Here is a 24,783-nt window from a genome sequence, read left to right on the forward strand (position 1 = left end):
GTCATCGACCGAGGCCGACGGTAAAACCGAAGGCATCCCCATGTCCCATTTCCTCGACCGGCTCACCTTCTTCCGCCGCGAGACCGAGCCCTTCTCCAATGGCCACGGCATCGTCACCCACGAGGACCGCTCGTGGGAGGACGGCTACCGGAAGCGCTGGCAGCACGACAAGATCGTGCGCTCCACCCACGGCGTGAACTGCACCGGCTCCTGCTCGTGGAAGATCTATGTGAAGGGCGGCATCGTCACCTGGGAAACCCAGCAGACGGACTATCCCCGCACCCGCCCGGACCTGCCCAACCATGAGCCCCGCGGCTGCGCCCGCGGCGCCTCCTACAGCTGGTATCTCTATTCCGGCGCGCGGGTGAAGCACCCCATGGTGCGCGGGCGCCTCCTGAAGCTGTGGCGCGAGGCGCGGGCGAAGCTGCCGCCGGTCGCCGCCTGGGCCTCCATCGTCGAGAACGCGGAAAAGCGCGCCTCCTACACCTCCATCCGCGGCCATGGCGGGCTGGTGCGCGCCACCTGGGACGAGGTGAACGAGATCATCGCCGCCGCCAACGCCCACACCATTCGCAAGCACGGCCCGGACAGGGTGGCGGGCTTCTCGCCCATCCCGGCCATGTCCATGGTCTCTTATGCGGCGGGCGCGCGCTATCTCTCGCTGCTGGGCGGCGTGTGCCTCTCCTTCTACGACTGGTATTGCGACCTGCCGCCGGCCTCCCCCCAGACCTGGGGCGAGCAGACCGACGTGCCGGAGAGCGCCGACTGGTACAATGCCGGCTTCATCATCGTGTGGGGCTCCAACGTGCCGCAGACGCGCACGCCGGACGCCCATTTCTACACCGAGGTGCGCTACAAGGGCACCAAGAGCGCGGTGGTGACGCCTGATTATGCCGAGGCCACCAAGTTCGCCGACATCTGGCTGAACCCCAAGCAGGGCACCGACGCCGCGCTGGCGCTGGCCATGGGCCATGTGATCCTGCGCGAATATCACCTCGACCGGCAGGTGCCCTATTTCGACGATTACCTGCGCCGCTATTCGGACATGCCCTTCCTCGTGCGGCTGGTGGAGCAGGAGGGGCGGCTCGTGGCGGAACGGATGCTGCGCGCATCAGACCTCCCCGGCGGCCTCGGCGAAACCAACAATCCCGAGTGGAAGACCGTCGCCTTCGATGAGGCGAGCGGCGATCTCGTCGCCCCCGTCGGCTCCATCGGCCACCGCTGGGGCGAGCAGGCAAAATGGAACCTGGAGGAGAAGGACGGCGCCGGCCGCCCCCTGCGCCTGCGCCTCTCGCTGGACGACCATGCGGACGAGATCGCGGCCGTGGACTTCCCCTATTTCGGCGGCCGCGCCACCGAGCATTTCGTCTCCACCGACCATGGGGAGGTGCTGACGCGCAACCTGCCCGTCCGCCTCATCCAGGGGGCGGATGGCAGCGTGATGAAGGTCGCCACCGTCTACGATCTCATGATGGCCAATTACGGCCTCGACCGCGGCTTCGGCGGCGGCAACGTCGCCGTCTCCTATGACGAGGACGTGCCCTTCACCCCCGCCTGGGCCGAGCGCATCACCGGCGTGAAGCGCGATGCCATCATCACCGTGGCGCGCGAGTTCGCCACCAATGCGGAGAAGACCAACGGGCGCTCGATGATCATCATCGGCGCGGCCATGAACCACTGGTATCACATGGACATGAACTACCGGGGGGTCATCAACCTCTTGGTGTTCTGCGGCGCCATCGGCCAGTCGGGCGGCGGCTGGTCGCATTATGTGGGGCAGGAAAAGCTGCGGCCGCAGACCGGCTGGCAGCCGCTCGCCTTCGGGCTCGACTGGTCGCGACCGCCCCGGCACCAGAACGCCACCTCCTTCTGGTATGCCCACACGGACCAGTGGCGCTATGAGACGCTGACCGCCGGCGAAATCCTCTCCCCCACCGCGCCCAAGGGGGAATGGGACAAGAGCTTCATCGACTACAATGTCCGCGCTGAGCGCATGGGCTGGCTACCCTCCGCCCCGCAGCTGAGGCAGAACCCACTATCCATCTCCGCCAAGGCCAAGGCCGCCGGCAAGGAGGTGAAGGACTATGTGGCCTCTGCGCTGAAGAGCGGCGAGCTGGAACTCTCCTGCCACGATCCTGACCACCCGGACAACTGGCCGCGCAACCTCTTCGTCTGGCGCTCCAACCTGCTGGGGTCTTCGGGCAAGGGGCACGAATACTTCCTCAAGCACCTGCTCGGCACCCAGCACGGCGTGATGGGCAAGGACCTCGGCGCCGAGGGCGCGGTGCGCAACACGGAAGTCGCGTGGCATGAGGAAGCCCCCACCGGCAAGCTCGATCTTCTGGTGACGCTGGACTTCCGCATGTCCACCACCTGCGTCTACTCGGACATCGTGCTGCCCACCGCCACCTGGTACGAGAAGAACGATCTCAATACCTCTGACATGCACCCCTTCATCCATCCGCTCTCGGCGGCGGTGGACCCGGCATGGGAAGCGCGCTCCGACTGGGACATCTACAAGGGCCTCGCCCGCACCTTCTCCGCCGTCGCGCCCGAGGTGCTGGGCGTGGAAGAGGACACGGTGCTCACCCCCATCCTCCACGACACGCCCGCCGAGATCGCGCAGGCGCTGGATGTGAAGGACTGGCGCAACGGCGAGGTGGAGCCCATTCCCGGCAAGACCATGCCCACCGTCACCGTGGTGGAGCGCGACTATCCGGCGACCTACGCCCGCTTCACCGCGCTGGGCCCGCTGATGGAGAAGATCGGCAATGGCGGCAAGGGTATCGCCTGGAAGACCGGGCATGAGGTGGAGGCGCTCAAGGCCCTCAACGGCACCCACCGCGACGGCCCGGCCGAGGGCCTCGCCAAGATCGAGACCGACATCGACGCCGCCGAGGTCATCCTCATGCTGGCGCCGGAGACCAATGGCGAAGTGGCGGTGAAGGCGTGGGAAGCGCTTTCCAAGAACACCGGCCGCGAGCACGCTCATCTCGCATTGCCCAAGGAAGACGAGAAGATCCGTTTCCGCGATGTGCAGGCGCAGCCGCGCAAGATCATCTCCTCGCCCACCTGGTCGGGCATCGAGAGCGAGAAGGTCTGCTACAACGCCGGCTACACCAACGTCCACGAGCTGATCCCCTGGCGCACGCTGACCGGCCGCCAGCAGCTCTATCAGGACCATCTGTGGATGCGGGCCTTCGGCGAGGAGCTCGTCACCTGGAAGCCGCCGGTGGACCTGAAGACCATCACCGGCCATCGCGGCGCCAAGCCCAACGGCAATCAGGAGATCGTGCTCAACTTCCTCACCCCGCACCAGAAGTGGGGCATCCACTCCACCTATACTGACAATCTACTGATGCTCACCCTCAACCGGGGCGGGCCGGTGATCTGGATCAGCGAGGACGACGCCCGCGCGGCCGGCCTTGCCGACAATGACTGGGTGGAGGTGTTCAACGCCAACGGCGCGCTCACCGCCCGCGCCGTGGTCTCCCAGCGCGTCATGCCGGGCATGGCCATGATGTATCACGCGCAGGAGAAGATCATTAACACCCCCGGCTCGGAAATGACCGGCAAGCGCGGCGGCATCCATAATTCCGTGACGCGCACCGTGCTGAAGCCGACCCACATGATCGGCGGCTATGCCCAGCAATCCTACGGCTTCAACTATTACGGCACCGTCGGCGCCAACCGCGACGAGTTCGTGGTGGTGCGCAAGATGAACAAGGTCGATTGGCTCGAGGACGAGCTTCCGGCCGCTTCCGGCAAGGAGATGGCCCAATGAAGATCCGCGCCCAGATCGCCATGGTGCTGAACCTCGACAAGTGCATCGGGTGTCACACCTGCTCCGTCACCTGCAAGAACGTGTGGACGAGCCGCCAGGGCGTCGAATACGCCTGGTTCAACAATGTGGAGACCAAGCCCGGCATCGGCTACCCGCGCGAGTGGGAGAACCAGAAGAAGTGGAACGGCGGCTGGCGCCGCAAGGCGAACGGCAAGATCGAGCCGCGCATCGGCGCCAAGTGGCGGATGCTCGCCAACATCTTTGCCAATCCGGACCTGCCGGAGATCGACGATTACTACGAGCCCTTCACCTTCGATTACGAGCACCTGCACACCGCCAAGGAATCGAAAGCCTTCCCCACCGCCCGCCCGCGCTCCCTCATTTCCGGCGAGCGGATGGAGAAGATCGAGTGGGGGCCCAACTGGGAGGAGATCCTGGGCGGCGAGTTCGCCAAGCGCCGCAAGGACGTGAACTTCGAAGGCGTGCAGGCCGACATCTACGGCCAGTTCGAAAACACCTTCATGATGTACCTGCCGCGCCTGTGCGAGCACTGCCTGAACCCCACCTGTGCGGCGGCCTGCCCCTCCGGCGCCATCTACAAGCGGGAGGAGGACGGCATCGTCCTCATCGATCAGGACAAGTGCCGGGGCTGGCGCATGTGCGTGTCGGGCTGCCCCTACAAGAAGATCTACTACAACTGGTCTTCGGGAAAGTCGGAGAAGTGCATCTTCTGCTACCCGCGCATCGAGGCGGGCCAGCCCACCGTGTGCTCGGAAACCTGCGTCGGGCGCATCCGCTATCTCGGCGTGCTGCTCTATGACGCCGACCGCATCGAGGACGCGGCCTCGGTGGCCGACGAGAAGAAGCTCTACCAGGCCCAGCTCGACCTCTTCCTCGATCCGAAAGACCCTGCCGTCATCGCCCAGGCTCGCGCCGATGGCGTGCCGGAGGCGTGGATCGAGGCGGCGAAGGTCTCGCCCATCTGGAAGATGGCCATGGAGTGGAAGGTCGCCTTCCCGCTCCATCCCGAATACCGCACCCTGCCCATGGTCTGGTACGTGCCGCCGCTCTCGCCCATCCAGTCCGCCGCCACGGCCGGTAAGATGGGGATGGATGGCGAGATGCCGGATGTGCGCTCGCTGCGCATCCCATTGCGCTACCTCGCCAATCTGCTCACCGCCGGCAACGAGGAGCCGGTCGCCCTGGCGCTGGAACGCATGCTCGCCATGCGCGCCTACATGCGGGCGAAGACGGTGGACGGGCGCATCGATGGGGGCATCGCCACCAAGGTCGGCCTCACCGGCGCGGACATCGAGGACATGTACCAGACGATGGCGATCGCCAATTACGAGGACCGCTTCGTCATCCCCACCGCCCACCGCGAGGCGGGGGAAGACCCGTTCGACCTGCGCGGCTCGTGCGGCTTCTCCTTCGGCAATGGCTGCTCGGGCGGGGACAGCGATGTGAACCTGTTCGGCAGCCCTACCCACACGCCCGGCCGCCGCACCAAGACTCCCATGGAGGTCGAGTGATGGCCGACAATCTCACCCTCAAGGCCCTCTCCCGCCTCCTCCTCTATCCCGAGGCGGCGCTGCAGGATGCGGCGCCCCACCTCGCCGAGGCGCTCACCGAAGACGGCCGGCTCGACGCCGCGACCCGCCTCGGCCTCATGCCGTTGATGCGGTCGCTGGCCGGCGAAGACCTCTACGACCTGCAGGAGGCCTATGTGAGCCTCTTCGACCGCACGCGGCGCCTGTCCCTGCACCTGTTCGAGCATGTGCACGGGGAGAGCCGCGACCGCGGGCAGGCCATGGTGGACCTCGCGGCGCTCTACGCGCAGGGCGGCCTCGCCATCGACGCCAACGAGCTGCCGGACTTCCTGCCCTTGTTCCTGGAGTTCCTCGCCACCCGTCCGGAGGCGGAGGCACAGGGGCTGCTCGCCGACGTGGACCACATCCTCGCCACGCTGGAAGAGCGCCTTGGCGAGCGCGGCTCGCTCTATGCCGCCGTGCTCGCCGCCGTGCGCCACCTTGCCGGCGCCGAGACGGTGACGGCGCCCAACCCGACCTCCGAGGGCGAAGCCGACGACCGCGCCGCCCTCGACCTCGACGCGCTGGACCTCACGGCCCTCGACAAGGAGTGGGAGGAGACCGCCGTTACCTTCGGCCCCGGCGATGCCGCCTCCTGCGGCGTCGATCGCTTCCGCACCCAATTGCGCGCCGCCCAGCGCGACGCGCGCCATCCCGCGCGCCAACCTGCCGCCTGAAGGAGACGACCATGTCCCAGGCCATCAATTCCGCCCTGTTCGGCTGGTATCCCTATTTGTGCCTCACGGTGTTCCTCGTCGGCAGCCTCATCCGCTTCGATCGCGAGCAATACACCTGGAAGACCGGCTCCTCGCAGCTGCTGCGCAAGCGGCAATTGCGCTGGGGATCGAACCTCTTCCATGTGGGCATCCTCGTCATCTTCATCGGCCATGCCGGCGGCCTCCTCACCCCCATCTGGGTGTTCGATGCGCTGGGCATCTCGCATTCCTTCAAGCAGGGCCTCGCCATCACGGTGGGTGGCATCGCCGGGGTCATGTGCTTCATCGGCATCGCGCTTTTGGCCCACCGCCGGCTGTTCGATCCGCGCATCCGGGCGAACTCCAGCTTCGGCGACACCGCCATCCTGCTGCTGCTGTGGGTGCAGCTCACCCTCGGCCTCTCCACCATCTTCGTCTCGCTCCATCACATGGACGGGCACGAGATGGTGAAGTTCATGAACTGGGCGCAGGGCATCCTCACCCTCCAGCCGGCGGCGGCCGCCTATGTCGCGGACGTGAGCCCCATCTTCAAGGCGCACCTCGTGCTGGGCATGACGATCTTCCTCGTCTTTCCCTTCACCCGCCTCGTGCATGTGTGGAGCGCGCCGGTCTGGTATCTCGGCCGGCCCGGCTATCAGGTGGTGCGCTCGCGCCGGCCCGTGCGCAAGCCGGTCGCCGCGCGCCCGCTGCCGGCGACGGCAGCCGTGCGCCCCGCCGCCCGCCCCCTCAGCAATCCGGCGGAGTGAAGGCCATGGTCGAGATCGTCACCCTCACCGCCCCCCGCCCCGCCGGCCGCCGGCCGCATGAAATCCGCGTGGATGGCATCGCCATCTCCCGCGCCGACATCGCCCACGAGGCGCAGAACCATGCGGCCGCCGACCCCGCCGCCGCATGGCAGGCCGCCGCTCATGCCCTCGTGGTGCGCCAGTTGCTCCTCGCCGAGGCCGACCGTCTCGGCATCGCCGCCGTGCCGGAGGAGGACGACGAGGACCGGTGCGAGACCGAGGAAGAGGCGGTCATCCGCGCTCTGCTCGAGGAAGAGGTGAAGGTGCCCACGGCGGACGAGGACACCTGCCGGCGCTATTTCGCGCGCAACCCGGCCCTCTTCCGCACCGGCGACCTCTACGAGGTGGCGCACATCCTCATCGCCGCCGACCCCGCCGATGCGGGCGCCCGGCAGGCGGCACGGGACCAGGCCGAAGCCCTGCTCACCGGCCTTCTCTCCGGCGCCGTGGTGTTCGAGGCCGCCGCGCGCGAGGCCTCCGCCTGCCCCTCCCGCGAGGTGGGCGGCAGCCTCGGCCAGATCGGCCGGGGCCAGACGGTGCCGGAGTTCGAGACGGCGCTGGCGGCCATGGAGCCGGGCGCGCTCCACCCCGTGCCGGTGGAGACGCGCTACGGCTTCCACATCGTCCGCCTCGCCCATCGCGTGGCGGGGCGCGCCTTGCCGTTCGAGATGGTGAGGGAGGCCATTGCCGGCCATCTGGAGCTGTCCTCCTGGCACGCCGCCATGCGCCAGTATGTGAGCCTGCTCATCGGCCGCGCCGACATTCGCGGCATCTCCATGGAAGGGGCGCAGTCGCCCCTCGTGCAATAGGGGGCCGCCATGCTGCTCGGAAGCCTGCTGCGGCGCCTGCGCGATGAACGCTTCGCACAGGAGACGCTCATCGGCCTCGGCGACCTCTCCCTCGTCGCCCGCGCCGATGCGGCCGGGGCACCTTATGGGGAGCGCGCGGCGGATTATGCCGCTTCCGCCTGCGCCCGCTTCGGCGACCATGCGGGCGACGAGGACTGGCTGGCGCTGATGACCGCGCTGGAGCGCAGCACCGACCCCGCCGCCACCTGCCTTCGGACCATGACCGAATGGGCGCTGAAGGACGATGCGGCCGCCGCCGCCCGCGAAGCCGAAGGCGCTGCCCATGAGGGCTGCGGCTGCGGCGGGGGTGGCGGCTGCGGGGGTGGAGGGCACGGTGGGGGCGACCATGGGCACGGCTGAGCGCCCCCGCCCGGACGGCATCCTCGACGAATTGTTCGACAACAATCTCGCCTGGGCGCGCGCGAAGACGGAGCAGGACCCCACCTTCTTCCGCCGCCTCGCGGAGCAGCAGGCGCCGCGCTTCCTGTGGGTCGGCTGCTCCGACAGCCGGGTGCCGGCCAACGACGTGGTGGGTCTCGATCCCGGCGAAGTGTTCGTCCACCGCAACATCGCCAACGTCATCCATTCCAGCGATATGAACATGCTGGCGGTGCTGGAATTCGCCGTGGAAGTGCTCAGCGTGCGCCATGTCATCGTCTGCGGCCATTATGGCTGCGGCGGCGTGCGACGGGCGCTGGAGAATGCCGCTGGGGCGGGCGGCGGCGCGCTGGTGGACCACTGGCTCGCCCCCATCGTCGACCTCTACTGCCGCCACCGCCGGGAGATCGTGGCGGCCGGCGATGCCGCCCGGCAGATCGACCGCATGTGCGAGCTGAACGTCGCCCTGCAGATGCGCCGCCTCGCCGCCACGCCGGTGATGAAATCCGCCTGGGCGCGCGGCCATCAGGTCACGGTGCACGGCTGGATCTACGGCATCGGCGACGGGCTGCTCCGCGACCTCGGCGCCACCATCTCCTCGCCCGAGGACTTCGCCGCCTTGCCGGCCCTCGACACGCTGATCGGCGCCCCCTTCGAGCCCATGACCGCCGCGCGGCGGCACGCCATCGCCGCCTTCCTGGAGATGGACGCGGAGGCCTTCCCCGAACTCGGGACCTGTGGCGTGGGCGCCTGTGCCTGCGGCGCCTTTCCCTCGCCATCTGCCCGCGCGGCGGAGGAGGCCTGACCCATGCCCACCCAGATCGCCCCCTGCCCTGCGCCGGCCTCCCCCTGCTCGCTCATCGACCTGTTCGGCCGCCGCATCACCTATCTGCGCCTCTCGGTGACCGACCGCTGCGACCTGCGCTGCGTCTATTGCATGGCGGAGGACATGACCTTCCTGCCGCGCAACGAGGTGCTCTCCATCGAGGAGCTGGACCGCCTCGCCACCGCCTTCATCCGCCAGGGCGTCACCAAGCTGCGCCTCACCGGCGGCGAGCCGCTGGTGCGGCGGGGCATCATGGACCTCGTCGCCTCCCTCTCCCGCCACCTCGCCTCCGGCGCGCTGAAGGAGCTGACGCTGACCACCAACGGCACCCAGCTCGCCCGCCACGCGGACGACCTCGCCCGCCTCGGGGTGCGGCGGGTGAATGTCTCCCTCGATACACTGGATCCGGATACCTTTCAGCGGGTCACCCGGCGCGGATCGCTGCCCATCGTGATGGACGGCATCCGCGCCGCGCTGACTGCCGGACTGACTGTGAAACTGAACGTGGTGGCACTCGCCGATTCCACACCGAATGAGGTGGTGAAACTCATAGAATTCGCCCACCGGCACGGCATGGACATCACCTTCATCGAGACCATGCCCCTGGGCGACGTGGGCGTGGACCGGGTCGACCAATATCTCCCCCTCGACCAGCTCAGAGCCTTGATCGAGCAGCACTTTTCCCTGGTCGACACGCTTGATCGCACCGGCGGCCCGGCCCGCTACGCCCGGGTCACCGAGACCGGCGGCCGCATCGGCTTCATCACCCCCCTGTCCCACTCCTTCTGCGAGAGCTGTAACCGTATCCGGGTAAGCGCGACGGGCGTTCTCTACACTTGCCTCGGTCAGGAAAATGCTGTGGATCTAAAGACTTGCCTGCGTACCGGCGGTGAGGCCGCGATGACGGAGGCCATCGCCGGCGCCATCCGCGCGAAGCCCCGTGGGCACGATTTCGTCATCACCCGCGGCGGCGCCCCGGCCCTGTCCCGGCACATGTCCGCGCTCGGCGGCTGATGGAAATTCTTCATTTATTTCAGGAACATAGAGATGCACACCGCCGCGACTTTCCGCGCCTTCACCGGCGCGCCCCTGCTGAGCCGGGGCTACCGCCCCTTCTTCCTCGGCGCCGGCCTGTTCGCCCTTGTCGCCATCGCCGTCTGGCCGGCGGTGTTCCTCGGAGAAGTCATTCTTCCAACAGCATTTTCTGCTGTCGAATGGCACGCCCACGAGATGCTGTTCGGCTATGGCGCGGCCGTCATCGCCGGCTTCCTCCTCACCGCGATCCCCAACTGGACCGGCCGCCTGCCGGTCGCCGGGACGGCGCTGGGAAGCCTTGCCCTGCTTTGGTTTGCGGGCCGCGCCGCCGTGCTCGTCTCCGCCCGCATCGGCTGGGCGACGGCGGCGGTCATCGACGTCGCCTTCCTCGTGGTCTTCGCACTGGTGGTGGCACGGGAGATCGCGGTGGGGAAAAACTGGCGCAATCTCAAGGTTATAGCTGTGGTGGGGCTGCTCGCCGGCGCCAATCTCGCCTTCCATCTGGAGGCCCATTTCACCGGTGATGCCGACCATGCCGGGCGGGCGGCGCTGGCGCTGATCGTCTTCCTGATCCTCCTCTTCGGCGGCCGCGTGGTGCCGAGCTTCACCGGCAACTGGCTGGCCCGGTGCGGTGAGGCGAAGCGTCCCGCCCCGTTCGACCGCTGGGATGCCTACGCCCTCGCCCTGTCAGCGCTGGCCCTCGTCGCCTGGATTGCCTTTCCGGACAAGGGCTTGACTGGCCTCGCCTTGCTCGCCGCCGGCCTTGCATCCCTGGCCCGGCTCGCCCGCTGGCGGGGCTGGCGGACCTTCGCCGATCCGCTGGTTCTGGTGCTGCACGGCGCCTTCCTGCTGGTGGCGTTGGGCTTTCTGGCGGCTGGGGCGTCGGCGCTCATGCCGGACCAAGTCCCCCCAGCCATCGGGCTCCACATCTGGGCCATCGGCGGCATCGGCGGCATGACTTTGGCGATGATGACACGGGCAACCCTCGGCCATTCCGGCCAGGCCCTCGCCGCGACGCCCGGCACCGTCGCGGTCTATCTCCTTGTCGCCGCAGCGCTTATGGCCCGCATTGCCATGGCCCTGCTCCCCCAGTGGACGGCGCCTCTCATGCTGGTTGCTGCATTCTGCTGGTGCGCCGCATTCGCCGGCTTCGTCATCATCTACTGGCCGATGCTGGCAAGGAGGGGGTGAGACCCATCAAGCTTGGCCATACCCCGGAACCGCATCTACGACTTTAGTCGCAAGAGTCAGAAAGGCACTGGCCTTTACGGTACGAGACGGTAGCCTCCCTGCAACGATCGATAAAAAGGGAGCACGCCAATGCAGCGCCTGTCCGCCGCAGCCAAAGTCTTTCGACCCGCCCATCTCGCCGCAGCCGCTTTGTCCTGCGCGCTCGCCTTCTCTCCCGCCGCGGCGCGCGCCGAGTTCGTCAACGTCCTCACCGGCGGGACATCCGGCGTCTATTATCCGCTCGGCGTCGCGATCTCGAAGGTGATCGGCGAGAAGGTGCCCGGCACCCGCCCCTCGGTGCAGGCCACCAAGGCGTCGGTGGAGAATTTGAACCTTATGCAGCAGGGCAAGGGCGAGGTCGCCTTCACCCTCGCGGACAGCCTCGCCGACGGCGCGGCCGGCAAGGAAGAGGCCGGCTTCAAGGCTCCGCTCACCAAGGTGCGGGCTCTGGGCGGCATCTATCCCAACTATATCCAGATCGTCGCCTCGAAGGATTCCGGCATCAAGACCATCGCCGATCTCAAGGGCAAGCGCCTCTCCGTGGGTGCGCCCAAGTCCGGCACGGAACTCAACGCCCGCGCCATTCTCAATGCGGCCGGCCTCAAGTACGAAGATCTCGGCAAGATCGAATATCTGCCCTTCGCCGAGTCCGTGGAGCTGATGAAGAATCGCCAGCTCGACGCCACGCTGCAGTCCGCAGGCCTCGGCGTCGCCTCCATCAAGGACCTCGCGAACTCGGTGCCCATCGTGGTGGTGGAAGTGCCCGGCACGGTGATCGACAAGATCGGTGCGCCCTATCTCAAGACCACCATCCCCGCCGGCACCTATGAGGGCCAGAGCGCGGACGTCGCCACGGCCGCCGTGCCGAACTTCCTCGTCACCCGCTCCGACCTGAAGGACGACGAGGTCTACGCCATCACCAAGGCCATCTACGAGAACCTGCCGGAACTCGCCGCGGCCCATTCGGCGGCGAAGTCCATCACCCTCGCCAATGCCATGAAGGGGTCGCCGGTCGCCTTCCACCCGGGCGCCGAGAAGTTCTTCAAGGAAAAGGGCGTCACGCCCTGATCCGAGGGGTTTAGACGCCCGCTCGATTGCCTTGCCGGCGGCGCGCTCCAGCGCCGCCGTTTCCCGTTCCAGACCGTGCCAGCCGCCGCGAGCCCTGACCCATGACCTCCTCGCTCCACACGCCGCAGACCGTCCCGCCGGTGAGCCACGACGTGAACAATCCCGAGCACGGCGCCCCGGTGGTGGTGGACGACGCGCTGCTCGACCTCACCTGGGGGCCGGGAGCGTGGGGCCGGGCTGTGTTCTGGATCGCGGTGGCCTTCTCCACCTTCCAGGTCATCACGGCGGCCTGGAGCCCGCTGGCGAGCCAGATCGTGCGCTCGGTCCATGTGGGCTTCCTGCTCCTGGTGGTTTTCGCCATCGCAGCCAACCACAAGACCGGCACCGAACGCCTCGTGCTCTGGGGCCTCGGCATCTTCTCTTTCGTCGTCGGGCTCTATCACTGGGTATTCTACGCCGCGCTGATCCAGCGGGCGGGCGACCCCTCCACAATGGACATCGTGGTGGGCACGATTGCCGTAGCTCTGGTGTTCGAGGGGTCTCGGCGGCTGATGGGCGCCGCCCTGCCCATCATGTGCGGAGGCTTCATTCTCTACGGCCTGTTCGGCGAATACCTGCCCGCCCCGCTCGACCACCGCCCCTTCGATTATGTCCAGGTGGTGGACCAGATGTTCCTCGGCACCGAAGGCATCTACGGCACGCCCACCTATGTCTCCTCCTCGTTCATCTTCCTGTTCATCCTCTTCGGCGCGTTCCTCGAGCGCGCGGGGATGATCCAGCTCTTCAATGACCTCGCCATGGGCACCGTGGGCCATGCCAAGGGCGGACCGGCCAAGGTGGCGGTCATTTCTTCCGCACTGATGGGCACCATCAACGGCTCCGGCGTCGCCAACGTCGTCACTACGGGGCAGTTCACCATCCCGCTGATGAAGCGCTTCGGCTACAAGCCCGCGTTCGCTGGCGCGGTGGAGGCGACCGCCTCCATGGGCGGTCAGATCATGCCGCCGGTGATGGGCGCCGTCGCCTTCATCATGGCCGAGACCATCGATGTCCCCTACGCCACCATCGCAACCGCGGCGGTGATCCCGGCCTTCCTCTACTTCTTCACGGTCTTCGCCATGGTGCATCTGGAGGCCGGCAAGGACGGCCTCTCCGGCCTGCCGAAGGACAAGTGCCCCAATGCCTGGCTGGCGCTCAGAAACAACTGGTACCTCATCCTGCCGCTGGCGGCCCTGGTGTGGCTGCTGTTCTCCGGCTACACGCCGCTGTTCGCCGGCACCGTGGGCCTCGCGCTGACCGCCCTGATCGTGCTCGGCGCGCCGGTGGCCCGGCTGATCGGGCCTTACGGGCTCAGGGTGGTGTTCTGGATCGTGCTCGGCCTGTCGGCGGCGAGCTTTGTCGAGTACGGCATCAACGGCGTCGCCACGGTCATCGCGGTGCTGGTCGCGATCCTATTCTTTGTGAAGGGCGGGCGCGAGACGCTGCGCATCAGCATCGAGAGCATGGCGGACGGCGCCCGCAATGCGCTGCCCGTGGGCATCGCCTGCGCGCTGGTGGGCACCATGATCGGCGTGTTCACCCTGACCGGCGTCGCCACCACCTTCGCCACCTTCGTGGTGGAAGTGGGCAAGAACTCGCTGTTCCTGTCGCTGGTGCTCACGATGATCGCCTGCCTCATCCTCGGCATGGGGCTGCCGACCATCCCGAACTACATCATCACCGCGTCCATCGCCGGCCCGGCGCTGCTGGCGCTCGGGGTGCCGCTGATCGTCTCCCACATGTTCGTCTTCTATTTCGGCATCATGGCCGATCTGACCCCGCCCGTTGCGCTGGCCGCCTTCGCGGCGGCGCCCATCGCGGGCGCATCCGGGCAGACCATCGGCTGGATCGCGACGCGCATTGCAGTGGCGGGCTATGTGGTGCCGTTCATGGCGGTCTATGCCCCCGCGCTAATGCTGCAGAACGGCGATCCCATGGCCGACATCATCGGCTTCTGGCCGGCGGTCGCCTATGTCTTCGTGAAGGCGGTGGTCGCCATCATCCTATGGGCCGCCACGGCTACCGGCTATCTCCTGGCGCCGCTGAACATCCTCGAGCGGATCATCGCCTTTTCTGCCGCGGCGCTGCTCATTCTCGCGCTGCCCATGACCGACGAGGTCGGCTTCGCCGCCTCCGCCGCATTCATCGGCTGGCACTACTGGAGAAGCCGGACGCGTCCGGTCGCGGCCTGAGACGTGGTCTTCGCCTGCCTCGTCTCGGGAGCGACGGTGGTAAGGCTCGCCGCCGCCATCACGCTCGCCTGGACCCATTCGGTGCAGAAGAGCGTATGGCAGGAGGACTGGCGCGCCACCCCTGGCGGCCTCGAACTGACCGAGGTTCGCGTCGAAGGCTCGGGCGCCGGCATGGAGCCGCCGGACGGCGCGGTGCTGAAAGGGCGCTTCTACGTCGCCCATCCTGTGCTGGCGCCGCAGCGGGAGGTGATCCTGCGCCGCTCCGGCGCCACTGCCGACTGGCAGGTCTGCATCGCCGGCACCTGTCGCCCCATGGCCGAATTCGTACCGCCCGAGGCCGATCCGGTGACGCTCACCACCTGCGAATGACGTTCGGGCTGGACAGAGTTTTTCATCCGGGTATTTTTCCGTCCTTCGCAGGAGTCAGCCCGTGTCCCTCTCCCCGGCCCGTTCATGCACCGCCTTTGCCGGACCGCGCCTCCTGAGGCGCGGTCCCCTTGCCGAGGTGGCGCTTGCAGTGAAGGCGGCCATCGAGACCGGAGAGAACGTCCTCGTCTTCGACGATGCCAGCGGCCGGCTCATCGATCTCGACCTGCGCGGCAGCGACGCCGAAATCCTCTCCCGGCTTGATGTCCCCGGCACGCCGGCTACTCCCGTCCCCAACGCGCCCGCCAAGGGCCGCGGCCGCCCGAAGCTCGGCGTCGTCGCCCGCGAAGTGACGCTGCTCCCCCGACACTGGGACTGGCTTGCCGCCCAGCCGAGCGGCGCCTCCGCCACCTTGCGCCGCCTGGTGGACGAGGCGCGGCGCCGGGATGCACCACAGCGGCAGCGGCGCGCCGCCCAGACCGCGGCCTATCATTTCATGCAGGCCTTGGCGGGGGACCTGCCAGACTATGAAGAGGCCACCCGCGCCCTGTTTGCCGACGACCGGGCCGGCCTGGAGCAGATGACGGCCGGCTGGCCGCCCGATGTCCGCACCCACACCCTGCGCCTTGCCTTCGGCGCGGGCGATGGATTGGAATCCTGACGATCGGTCACCGCACGTCGCTCGTCACGCCTCCGTCGACCGGGCGCGATCCATGTCGGGGCTGCGGTACGACGCCTCGGAAATCTCGCCCAGCCGCGAACCATGCACTTGGCCGTACGCTAGTCCCAGAATTTCTGGAAGCTCATGATGAGCGACACCACTTGTCCGGGCATGGGAGGAGGCCTGACCGGCCGCCGTCCCGCCTCTTCCCGCGTAATTCCGGCAAATCCCGATTGTGTCCACCATGGACCACCACGAGCTAACGCACGTGCTAGGGCAGGATTTCTCCCCACATCAATTACTGTTTAATTTGCAAATGTTTAGCTATTGAAACTGGCGGAGAGAGAGGGATTCGAACCCTCGATACGGTTTCCCGTATACACGCGTTCCAGGCGTGCGCCTTCAACCACTCGGCCACCTCTCCAGCCGCATGCGCCAGGCGCACGCAGAACTTCACTCGAAGATGGCCGCCGAAGGCGATCTGTGCGCCTTCAAACACTCGGTCATCTCTTCAGCCGCATGCACCGGGGCGCAAGCGGAACACCGGGGTTACGATCTTGTGGCGGGCTGGTTGAAGGCCCGCAATCTCGTCGCCCCTGTTTCCAGCCATCGCCGCAGGGGCGGGGCCGGGTCTCGCCGGTCGTCTCCAAGAAGGCTCGGGGAAGGGAGCGTGCCGCGAGGGCGTCGCATCCAGGCGAGGCGGCGGAATATAGCGGCTCGGCCTTGGTTGGCAAGCCGGAATCTCCGCCTTGCCAACAGGTCGCATCCGCCGCGCCACAGCCTCGGCAGGGCGGCGGCAAATACCGCCGTGGCCCCTCCCCGGCCGGCGCGATCTCAATCGCGCAGGAGGTCGTTGATGGAGGTCTTGGAGCGGGTCTGCTCGTCCACGCGCTTCACGATCACCGCGCAATAGAGCGAGGGGCCGGGCGTGCCGTCGGGCAGCGGCTTGCCGGGGAGCGCGCCGGGCACCACCACGGAATAGGCCGGCACCTCGCCGATGAACACTTCGCCGGTCTGCCGGTCGATGATCTTGGTGGAGGCGGAGATGAACACGCCCATGGAGAGCACGGAGCCGCGGCGCACCACCACGCCTTCCACCACCTCGGAGCGGGCGCCGATGAAGCAGTCGTCCTCGATGATGACCGGGCCGGCCTGGAGCGGCTCCAGCACGCCGCCGATGCCGACGCCGCCGGAGAGATGCACGTTCTTGCCGATCTGCGCGCAGGAGCCGACCGTGGCCCAGGTGTCCACCATGGTGCCCTCGCCCACATGGGCACCGAGATTCACGAAGGAGGGCATCAGCACCACATTGGGGGCGATGAAGGCGGAGCGGCGCACGACGGCGCCGGGCACCGCGCGGAAGCCGGCGGCGCGGAACTCGGTCTCACCCCAGTTGGCGAACTTGGAGGGCACCTTGTCCCACCAATGGGCGCCGCCGGGGCCGCCGGGAATGGCTTCCATGTCGTTCAGGCGGAAGGAGAGCAGAACGGCCTTCTTGAGCCACTGGTTCACCGTCCAGGCGCCGTTGGCGCCCTGTTCGGCGACACGGGCGGCGCCGCTGTCGAGGAGGGTGAGGGCCTCGTTCACCGCGTCGCGCACGGTGCCGGTGGTGGAAAAGCCGATCTCGGCGCGCTTCTCGAAGGCGTCGTCGATGATTGCGGAAAGGCGGGCGGCGTCGGTCATGTCATCCTCCGGTGGGGCAGCGTCGGCACGCGCCCGGATATCAGTGCGGGAAAGGGATCAGGCGCGTTCCTTGACGGCCACGAACTTCAGCTTGGGCCACTCCTCGATGGCGCGGTCCAGCACCCACTGGCTGCGGGCGAGATAGACCGGCGCGTCGTCGCGGTCGCGCGCGGTGGAGGAGCGGTTGAGTTCCAGGAAACGCTCCACCTCGGTCCGCTCGCCGACGATCCAGCGGGCGGTGACGAAGGAGGTGGTCTCGTAGCGGATCGGCACGCCGTATTCCTTCTCCAGCCGCGCGGCGAGCACGTCGAGCTGGAGGGTGCCGACCACGCCGACGATGGGCGCGGGATCGCTGACGGGTTTGAGCACCTGTACGACGCCCTCTTCCGCCATGTCCTGCAGCGCCTTCTGCAGCTGCTTGGCCTTCATGGGGTCGGAGAGCAGCACGCGGCGCAGGATTTCCGGGGCGAAGTCCGGCAGGCCCTCGAACTTGATGCTCTCGCCCTCGGAGAGGGTGTCGCCCACGCGCAGCATGCCGTGGTTGGGAATGCCGATGATGTCGCCGGCCACCGCCTCGTCCACCGTCTCGCGCTCCTGGGCGAAGAAGAAGATGGGGTTGGCGATGGCCATGTTGCGCTTCTCGCGCGGGTTGAACAGCTTCATGCCGCGCTTGAAGCGGCCGGAGCACAGGCGCACGAAGGCCACGCGGTCCCGGTGGTTCGGGTCCATGTTGGCCTGCACCTTGAAGACGAAGCCGGAGACGAGATCCTCGGCCGGCTCCACGGTGCGGTCGCCGGCGGCGGAGCGCGGCAGGGGGCTGGGGCCGACGGAGCCGAGGCCGAACAACAGTTCGGCCACCCCCGCCTCCTTCAACGCCGAGCCGAAATAGACCGGCGAGAGATGGCCCTCACGGAAGGCCGCGAGATCGAACGGCGGCAGCACGCCCAGCGCCAGCGTCAGGCTCTCCACCGCCTCGTTGAGGATGCGCTCCTCCACGCCGTCGAGGCCGATGAGGTCCTCCGGCGTCTCGAACGGCACCTCGCGCACCAGCGGGCCGCCGCGCTCGGTGGCGAGCAGCGCGCGCTTGTTGGCGATGTCGATGAGGCCGCGAAAATCCACGCCCATGCCGATGGGCCAGGTGAGCGGGGTAAGGTCCAGCGCGAGAGTGGACGACACCTCGTCCATCAGCGCGATGGGATCGAGGCTTTCCCGGTCCACCTTGTTGACGAAGGTGAAGATGGGAATGTCGCGCAGGCGGCAAACTTCGAACAGCTTGCGGGTCTGGCTCTCGATGCCCTTGGCGGCGTCGATCACCATCACCGCCGCGTCCACGGCCGAGAGGGTGCGGTAGGTGTCTTCGGAGAAGTCCGAGTGGCCGGGCGTGTCGAGCAGGTTGAAGACGATGCCGTCGCGCTCGAACGTCATCACCGAGGAGGTGACGGAAATGCCGCGCTGCTGCTCGATCTCCATCCAGTCGGACCGCGTGCGGCGGCGCTCGCCGCGCGCCTTCACGTGGCCGGCCATGCGGATGGCGCCGGAGGCAAGCAGAAGCTTTTCCGTCAGCGTGGTCTTGCCGGCGTCCGGATGGGAGATGATGGCGAAGGTGCGCCGGCGGGCAAAATCGGGCAGGTCCGCGAGGGCGGCGTTGGGCGTCTGGTCGAGCATGGGCGCCTTATAAGGGCAAATCGCGCGCCATGAAATGCCGTGTTGAAACGGCATCGGGGCACGGCGCCGCGCACCGCACCCCGATCCCGTGAGAATGGCCCCGGCGGGGGCCTGAGCCTCAGAACTTGTAGACGATGCCGCCGTTCACATAGGCGCTGGACACCTGGTCCTGGCCGAGCTGCTCACCCACGGTGAAGTTGCACGACAGGCCGTTGGCCGCCTCCACCGTGAGACCCGCCGCGAGGTTGGTCCACGAGCGGCCCGGCTGGTAGACCGGCATGGCGAAGGTGACGGGCGCGGTGAGCAGGCCGGCGGTGACGGAGCGGTCCTGGTTCAGGAAGTCGTAGTTCCAGCTCGCCTGCACATTGGGGCGGATGGTGACGCCGGACACCACGAAGGCATAGCTCGCCTGCCCGCCGAGGGTCACATAGAACAGCTCGCGTAGCTGGTTGCCGAACGACATGGCGCTGGAATTGCCAGCGGTCTCCGCGTAGCCGTCCACCGTCGCCTGCTGGTAGGTGAGCTGCGCCAGCGGCGTGAGCGTCGCCTGGCCGAAGGTGAAGTCGTAGCCGGTGGCGAGGCGGGCGCCGTAATAGACGCCGCTGGTATTGCCCATGTCGGTGCGCAGGGACGCGCCCAGCGCGAACTGGCGCTGGATCGAATTGTAGTCGATGGAGCCGATGGTGCCGGAGAGCTGGGCGAAGGCGCCGCCGAAGCGGGCATTGGCGTAGATCGTGCCGTTGAACATGTCGGCGTCGTAGCCGCCGCTCAGCGCGCTGAAATTGTAGCTGCCGCTGGCAAAGCTCAGCAGGGCGCCGACGCTGATGCCGTTGCCGAAGCCGTATTCGAGGCCCACATAGCCGGCCGTGGCGCTGCCGTCCGAGCCGGAATGGTCGCGGGTCGGGTCGAGGCTGTAGGTGCTGTAATCGATGTTGGTGTAGAGCTGGAAGCCCTTGGGCGTGCCCGTGCCGATGCGGGTGTCGAGGGTGCGGTAGATGCCGCGGCCCACATAGATCGGGCTTTCCGCCAGCATGCCGATGAGGCCGGGCGCATCGATGATGGACTCGATGTATTCAGCCAGCAGCGCATGGCCGGCGGGGGTCGGATGCACGACGTCGGCGAAGAGGTAGTCGTTCTGCGCGTTCGGGGCCACGAGGGTGTTCGTGGTGCAGGTGATGGAGAATTCCTGCTGGCAGGCCCGGTCGGTCACGTTGGTGAAGCCGTACATGTGCGGGTTGGCGATCACCTCGTTCACCAGCGCATAGTCGTCCACGAAGATGATGTTGGAGCCGCCGAGGTGGCGCAGGTCCTTGTAGAGGGTCGCGTTGTAGGCGGTGACGGCCGCGCTGAAGAACGGCCCCTCGGGCAGCACGCCGGTGACGGGCGCCTTGGAGATGTCCGGCAGGTTCGGCACGATGATGTAGCGCGCGCCGGCCTTCGAGAGCGTGTGGATGTTTTCCACGTGCTGGTTGGCGGCGGCCACCACATGCTCGATGGCCTTCTCCTCGCTGATGACGCCGAGGTCGAGCAGGATGGCCTGGGTGAAGATGTCGTTGGCGCCCGCCCACATGGAATAGAGGGCGTTCGGCCGGGCCACGCCGCCGGTGGAATCGAGATAGGCCTCGAGCTGCTGCGTCTCGCCGAGGGTATTATACTTGTAGGCCAGGCACTTGGGGATGGCGTAGCCCGAATCCACGCAGGCGCCGCCCTGGGCGTAATTGTTGCCGCCCACCACCGTGCTGGTGCCGTTCACCGTGTCGATGGCGAGATAGGGCGAGACGTCGAAGCCGTAATGCTCGCCCACCCGCATGTCCCACACCTGGCCGGGGTTCACCGTGAACCGCACCGACTGGAGCTGGCCGTCGATCACCACGTAATAGGTTCCCGCGTCGCTCAGGCTGTCGCCGAACACGTAGAAACTGGAGAATTCGTGCGCTTGGGCGGTCTCCAGCGCGCCGAACGAGACGGTTGAAAGCAACGCGGCAAGGGCAATCGACGAACGTGAAATCATGCTGTGTCCCCCCAAGGCAGCCCCCTTGGAAGGGCGATGGTCCCCGCCAGACTGTGAGAGGATACCGCCCGATCCCGCCGCAGAGGACCACGGCCAAGGTCGTGTTTCCACCAGGCCAAGCTGCCGCTTGTTCAATTTCGGCGATGTGATGCCGTACCGACACACCCCAGCGTCGCCGGGGCGGGCGGCGGAGGCCCGGCCGGACACGTCTGAATCGCGGACAAGGCCACGCCTCGCTCAGGGCGTGTAGCGCTGCCGCATCTGCTCCAGCGTCTGCATCACGCGCGCCCGCAATTCCGGCGGCTCCAGCACTTCCGCCTCCGCGCCGAAGCGCATCAGCTCGCTCGAGGCCTCCCAGAGCGAGCCGACCCGCAGCGTGACGATCCGCCAGCCCTCGGCGTCCGGCTCCCCCACCACCATGCCCGCCCGCGAGAAGCTGGGGGTGACGTGCTCCAGCATGCGCAGGCCGAGGGGCGAGAGGCGCACCGTCGCCCGGTTCGGGTACATCTCCGCCTCCAGCCGCCATGTGCTCTCGCCCCACCAGGCGGCAAGGTCGAAGCCGACAGGCGGCTCGAACCGCTCGGCAAGGGGTTCCAGCTCCCGGATGCGGCCGATGCGATAGGTCCGCACGCTGCCCTCGACGGAGCCGACCAGGTACCAGGCGCCGCTTTTCAGCACGAGGCCGAGCGGCGCGACGCGCCGGCGTTTCTCCGCCCGCCACGACTGGTAGCGGATCTCGATGAGGTGCTGCTCCCACGCCGCCGCGGCGACAGCCTGGAGGAAGGGCGGCTCCTCCGCCTCATAGAACCAGCCGGGCGCATCGAGGTGGAAGCGCGCGCGCATGCGGGCGGCGGCGCTGCGCAGGTTGGCGGGCAGGCCGGCGGTGAGCTTGGTCTGCGCCGCGGCCAGCACCGCGCCGAGGCCCAGCGCGGTTGCCGCCTCGCCGAGGCCGGAGAGGAACAGCGCCTGCGCCTCCTGCGCGGAAAGGCCGTTCAGCCGCGTGCGATAGCCTTCCAGCAGCCGGTAGCCGCCGCCCGCGCCGCGCTCGGCATAAACCGGCACGCCGGCGGCGCTCAGGGCGTCGATGTCGCGATAGATGGTGCGCAGCGAAACCTCGCATTCCTCCGCGAGGGCCTGGGCGGTGACCGCCCCGCGGGCCTGGAGCACCATGAGGATCGACAGGAGACGGCTGGCACGCATGGGAAGAGTGCTAGCAAACCTGACAGAAGATGTCAGCCTTGGCCGGTTAGAGGGGTGGCGTCACACGTGCTGACGACAGGAGCTTCCATGACCGCCGACGACACCGTCACCCTGTTCTTCTCGCCCAACACCCGCGCCTCCTGCGCGCTCACCCTGCTGGAGGAGCTGGGCGCGCCCTACCGCCTCCATGTGCTCAACATGAAGGCCGGAGAGCAGCGCCAGCCGCCCTATCTCGCCATCAATCCCATGGGGAAGGTGCCGGCCATCCTGCACCGGGGCGAACTCGTCACCGAACAGGTGGCGATCTTCATCCATCTCGCCGACGCCTTCCCCGAGGCCGGCCTTGCGCCCGCCATCGGCGCGCCGGGCCGGGGGGCGTATTTGCGCTGGCTGGTCTATTACGCCGCCTGCTACGAGCCCGCCCTCATGGACCGGGCTCTGGAGCGCGAGGCCGGCCCGGCCTCCATGTGCCCCTATGGCGACTTCGAGACCATGCTCGACACCGTGACGCGCGAGCTGACCGGCAAGCCCTATCTCCTCGGCGACCACTGCACGGCGGCCGATATCCTCTGGGGCAACGCCTTCCACTGGGGCGTGATGTTCAAGCTGGTGCCGGAGACGCCCGTGATCGCCGATTACGTCCGGCGCATTATCGAGCGTCCGGCGGCTCTGAAGGTGGCGGAGCTGGACGCAAAGCTTGCCGCCGAGCACCAGCAGGCGGTCGATGCCGCAGCATTGCCCGGCTGAGCGGCCGGCCCCCTCCCCTGCGAAAGGCGTCTTTGCAAAAGGACGGAAATCGCTCCAGAACTGACCGCAAGAAGCGCAGGGTGCCGCATCGGATGCTGACGGCACGGGCGATAATCGGGCGGGAGGATCGAATGGATCACAGGACGGACCACAGATGCGTCGCGGGGTCCGCGCCGCAAGCGCTCCGCCGCTCCCTCCGCAAGAGCCTCCGCAACGCCGCCGTCGCCGGCCTGCTGCTCCTCGGCGGCGCGGCGCCGGCGCTGGCGCTGATGTCGCCGCAGGTCTATGCCACCGCCCGCGACGGGGCGAAGAGCGTCATCGTGCTGGAGGTGGAATCGGTGGCGATCACGCCGCGCGCGTTCGGCACCTGCGGGGTGACGGGAACGGTGAAGCTGGTGGAGCGCGGCACGGCCTACTCGGTCGGGCAGAAGGTGACGCTCGACATTCCCTGCGCCCGCCCCAACGCTTTGCCCCCGCTGGGAGGCACCATCTATCAGGAGACCGACAGGCTGCAGGCCGCCAAGTTCGGCCGCGCCTATCTGGACGCCGACGGCAAGCTGGTGCTCTCGCAATATTTCCAGCTGGAAGCGCTGCCCTGAGGGGGATCAGCTCTCGGTGACCCTGTAGAAGTGCCCCTCGATGGGCTCGACAGACAAGTCCATGCTCCCGGCCTTGACGTGACCGCCCGGCGCAACGGGGCAACTCTTGCGATCAAGCACCGGGCAGGGGTCGGTCCGGACACCATCGGTCTCGTCATAGACGACCACTTCGATGAGCGTCGCCGTCACGAACAGGGACAGGTCGCGCCATTCCAGAACCAGCCGGACAGGCGATGCCGGGCGTTTGGCGCGCGCCTCGTCAATCATCCGCTCATAGCGGGGAAGGTGGACGCGAAACCAGAAGGTCTGCGCGGCTGCACCAACGGCGGGCAGACCGAACAGGGTGGCGAGCACGGCTGAGACGCCAAGGATGCAGGCCAGCGCCTGACGGGGACGTCGTCTCCACAAGAGGATCGGAACCGCGATCATCGCGCTGGCCAGGAAGCCGAGGACCGGAAACGCCAGCAGGACCGCAGCGGCGTTCAGCTCGAAAAAGACAACGAGCACCATCGCAAGGCACAGCGCGCCCGTAATGGCCGATACCCGTGGCGACCACCGTTGTGGCCGCGGTTGGGTATCGCTCGCATTGTATGTCGACCGGACAGGATCGGGACGCACTCTGGCCGTCCCGCCGCACGTCCGCTCAGTCGCCCTGGCCGGGTTCCGGGGAGAACAGCTCTTCCTTGCCGGGCTTGCCGTCCCATTCCTTGGCGTCGGCGGGGGCGTCGCGCTTCAGGGTGATGTTGGGCCAGGTCTTGGCGTATTCGGCATTGAGCGCGAGCCATTTCTCCAGCCCCGGCTCGGCATCCGGCTTGATGGCCTCGGCCGGGCATTCCGGCTCGCAGACGCCGCAGTCGATGCACTCGTCGGGGTGGATGACGAGCATGTTCTCGCCCTCGTAGAAACAGTCCACCGGGCACACGGACACGCAATCCATGTATTTGCAGCGGATGCAGTTCTCGGTGACGACGTAGGTCATGGGCAATCCCTTTCGAGGGGCTCGGGTAGCGCACGCGCACGCGCCACGCAAGCGGCGGCAGGTCACAGGCCGTTAAAACTGCGCGCGCCGCAGCCCCCAATCCCCGTCACGCTTCTGTTATTTCTTCGAAAAGCGCGAGGGCGGATGTAGCATCTCCCCGGCGTTCCGCAAAGGCTGTCACCCGCAGCACCCGCACCTGCCGGTCGAGGGCGATGGTGAGCACCTGCCCCGCCCGCACCATGTGGCCGGGGCTGGTGACCCGTGCGCCGTCGAGCCGCACATGGCCGGAGCGCACGAGGTCCGCGGCCGATTCCCGGCTGCGGACGACCCGGGCATGCCAGATCCAGCGGTCGAGCCTCTGTCGCTCCGCCGGATCGGACAT

The 24,783-nt window shown here is 67.7% G+C and carries 21 protein-coding genes, 1 tRNA gene and 1 pseudogene; 15 read left to right on the forward strand and 8 right to left on the reverse strand.

Annotated elements, in window-relative coordinates:
• Positions 1-40 precede the first annotated feature (40 nt).
• The 13 genes and pseudogenes from FHT36_RS05570 (at position 41) to FHT36_RS05630 (ending at position 15,517) form a co-directional block, all read left to right on the forward strand.
• Positions 41-3,784, forward strand: a complete 3,744-nt coding sequence (locus FHT36_RS05570) for a nitrate reductase subunit alpha (RefSeq protein ID WP_169121548.1) — start codon at positions 41-43, stop codon at positions 3,782-3,784.
• Positions 3,781-5,316, forward strand: coding sequence for a nitrate reductase subunit beta (gene narH, locus FHT36_RS05575; RefSeq protein ID WP_169121549.1), 1,536 nt, complete (start codon positions 3,781-3,783; stop codon positions 5,314-5,316). Before FHT36_RS05570 ends, narH begins: the two co-directional genes overlap by 4 nt.
• Positions 5,316-6,050 carry a nitrate reductase molybdenum cofactor assembly chaperone gene (gene narJ / locus FHT36_RS05580; protein ID WP_169121550.1) on the forward strand — a complete coding sequence of 245 codons (735 nt, stop codon included), beginning with the start codon at positions 5,316-5,318 and terminating at the stop codon, positions 6,048-6,050. Before narH ends, narJ begins: the two co-directional genes overlap by 1 nt.
• An 11-nt stretch (positions 6,051-6,061) precedes the next feature.
• Positions 6,062-6,835, forward strand: coding sequence for a respiratory nitrate reductase subunit gamma (gene narI, locus FHT36_RS05585; RefSeq protein ID WP_169121551.1), 774 nt, complete (start codon positions 6,062-6,064; stop codon positions 6,833-6,835).
• Positions 6,836-6,840: 5 nt separating this feature from the next.
• On the forward strand, positions 6,841-7,683 hold the full coding sequence (locus tag FHT36_RS05590) for a peptidylprolyl isomerase (RefSeq protein WP_169121552.1): 843 nt from the start codon (positions 6,841-6,843) through the stop codon (positions 7,681-7,683).
• A 9-nt stretch (positions 7,684-7,692) separates the two neighbouring features.
• Positions 7,693-8,082, forward strand: a complete 390-nt coding sequence (locus FHT36_RS05595; RefSeq protein ID WP_169121553.1) for a hypothetical protein — start codon at positions 7,693-7,695, stop codon at positions 8,080-8,082.
• Positions 8,069-8,728, forward strand: a pseudogene (locus tag FHT36_RS05600) (carbonic anhydrase); the annotation flags it as partial. The gene FHT36_RS05595 and the pseudogene FHT36_RS05600, both read left to right, overlap by 14 nt.
• 180 nt (positions 8,729-8,908) lie before the next feature.
• Positions 8,909-9,940, forward strand: coding sequence for a GTP 3',8-cyclase MoaA (gene moaA / locus FHT36_RS05605; RefSeq protein WP_169121554.1), 1,032 nt, complete (start codon positions 8,909-8,911; stop codon positions 9,938-9,940).
• A gap of 33 nt (positions 9,941-9,973) precedes the next feature.
• Positions 9,974-11,152, forward strand: coding sequence for an NnrS family protein (locus FHT36_RS05610; RefSeq protein WP_169121555.1), 1,179 nt, complete (start codon positions 9,974-9,976; stop codon positions 11,150-11,152).
• A 129-nt stretch (positions 11,153-11,281) separates the two neighbouring features.
• On the forward strand, positions 11,282-12,259 hold the full coding sequence (locus FHT36_RS05615) for a TAXI family TRAP transporter solute-binding subunit (RefSeq protein WP_169121556.1): 978 nt from the start codon (positions 11,282-11,284) through the stop codon (positions 12,257-12,259).
• Between the two features lie 101 nt (positions 12,260-12,360).
• Complete coding sequence (locus FHT36_RS05620) at positions 12,361-14,490, forward strand: TRAP transporter permease (RefSeq protein WP_169121557.1); 2,130 nt, start codon at positions 12,361-12,363, stop codon at positions 14,488-14,490.
• 3 nt (positions 14,491-14,493) lie between these two features.
• Positions 14,494-14,859 (forward strand): DUF1850 domain-containing protein, encoded by a 366-nt coding sequence (locus FHT36_RS05625; protein ID WP_169121558.1) that lies wholly within the window; start codon positions 14,494-14,496, stop codon positions 14,857-14,859.
• A 61-nt stretch (positions 14,860-14,920) separates the two neighbouring features.
• Positions 14,921-15,517: a DUF2239 family protein gene (locus tag FHT36_RS05630; RefSeq protein ID WP_169121559.1), complete on the forward strand. Its 597-nt coding sequence runs from the start codon at positions 14,921-14,923 to the stop codon at positions 15,515-15,517.
• A gap of 334 nt (positions 15,518-15,851) precedes the next feature.
• On the opposite strand, the gene FHT36_RS05635 is transcribed toward FHT36_RS05630, so the two are convergent.
• The 5 genes from FHT36_RS05635 to FHT36_RS05655 form a co-directional block, all read right to left on the reverse strand.
• A tRNA-Ser gene (locus FHT36_RS05635) sits at positions 15,852-15,941 on the reverse strand.
• Between the two features lie 410 nt (positions 15,942-16,351).
• Positions 16,352-17,200 carry a 2,3,4,5-tetrahydropyridine-2,6-dicarboxylate N-succinyltransferase gene (dapD, locus tag FHT36_RS05640; RefSeq protein ID WP_169121560.1) on the reverse strand — a complete coding sequence of 283 codons (849 nt, stop codon included), beginning with the start codon at positions 17,198-17,200 and terminating at the stop codon, positions 16,352-16,354.
• 57 nt (positions 17,201-17,257) lie between these two features.
• Positions 17,258-18,865: a peptide chain release factor 3 gene (locus FHT36_RS05645; protein WP_169121561.1), complete on the reverse strand. Its 1,608-nt coding sequence runs from the start codon at positions 18,863-18,865 to the stop codon at positions 17,258-17,260.
• A 118-nt stretch (positions 18,866-18,983) separates the two neighbouring features.
• A complete protein-coding gene (locus tag FHT36_RS05650) occupies positions 18,984-20,876 on the reverse strand; it encodes an autotransporter domain-containing protein (RefSeq protein WP_169121562.1) in 1,893 nt (630 codons plus the stop codon).
• A 237-nt stretch (positions 20,877-21,113) separates the two neighbouring features.
• The gene (locus tag FHT36_RS05655; protein ID WP_169121563.1) at positions 21,114-22,076 is read right to left on the reverse strand and encodes a YafY family protein; all 963 of its coding nucleotides are present in this window, start codon (positions 22,074-22,076) and stop codon (positions 21,114-21,116) included.
• A gap of 87 nt (positions 22,077-22,163) precedes the next feature.
• Between FHT36_RS05655 and FHT36_RS05660 the strand changes: the two genes are divergently transcribed.
• Together FHT36_RS05660 and FHT36_RS05665 are read left to right on the forward strand one after the other, a co-directional pair.
• Positions 22,164-22,823 (forward strand): glutathione S-transferase family protein, encoded by a 660-nt coding sequence (locus FHT36_RS05660; protein WP_169121564.1) that lies wholly within the window; start codon positions 22,164-22,166, stop codon positions 22,821-22,823.
• Positions 22,824-22,954: 131 nt separating this feature from the next.
• Positions 22,955-23,422 carry a hypothetical protein gene (locus tag FHT36_RS05665; protein WP_169121565.1) on the forward strand — a complete coding sequence of 156 codons (468 nt, stop codon included), beginning with the start codon at positions 22,955-22,957 and terminating at the stop codon, positions 23,420-23,422.
• Between the two features lie 6 nt (positions 23,423-23,428).
• Here the strand turns inward: FHT36_RS05665 and FHT36_RS05670 are convergent, their stop codons facing one another.
• From FHT36_RS05670 to FHT36_RS05680, 3 genes are all read right to left on the reverse strand, one after another.
• Complete coding sequence (locus FHT36_RS05670) at positions 23,429-23,932, reverse strand: hypothetical protein (RefSeq protein WP_169121566.1); 504 nt, start codon at positions 23,930-23,932, stop codon at positions 23,429-23,431.
• Between the two features lie 133 nt (positions 23,933-24,065).
• The gene (gene fdxA / locus FHT36_RS05675) at positions 24,066-24,401 is read right to left on the reverse strand and encodes a ferredoxin FdxA (protein WP_024277374.1); all 336 of its coding nucleotides are present in this window, start codon (positions 24,399-24,401) and stop codon (positions 24,066-24,068) included.
• Positions 24,402-24,507: 106 nt separating this feature from the next.
• The gene (locus FHT36_RS05680) at positions 24,508-24,783 is read right to left on the reverse strand and encodes an RNA-binding S4 domain-containing protein (RefSeq protein ID WP_169121567.1); all 276 of its coding nucleotides are present in this window, start codon (positions 24,781-24,783) and stop codon (positions 24,508-24,510) included.

The organism is Xanthobacter sp. SG618, assembly GCF_012932745.1.
In the GTDB taxonomy this organism is placed as follows: domain Bacteria; phylum Pseudomonadota; class Alphaproteobacteria; order Rhizobiales; family Xanthobacteraceae; genus Xanthobacter; species Xanthobacter flavus.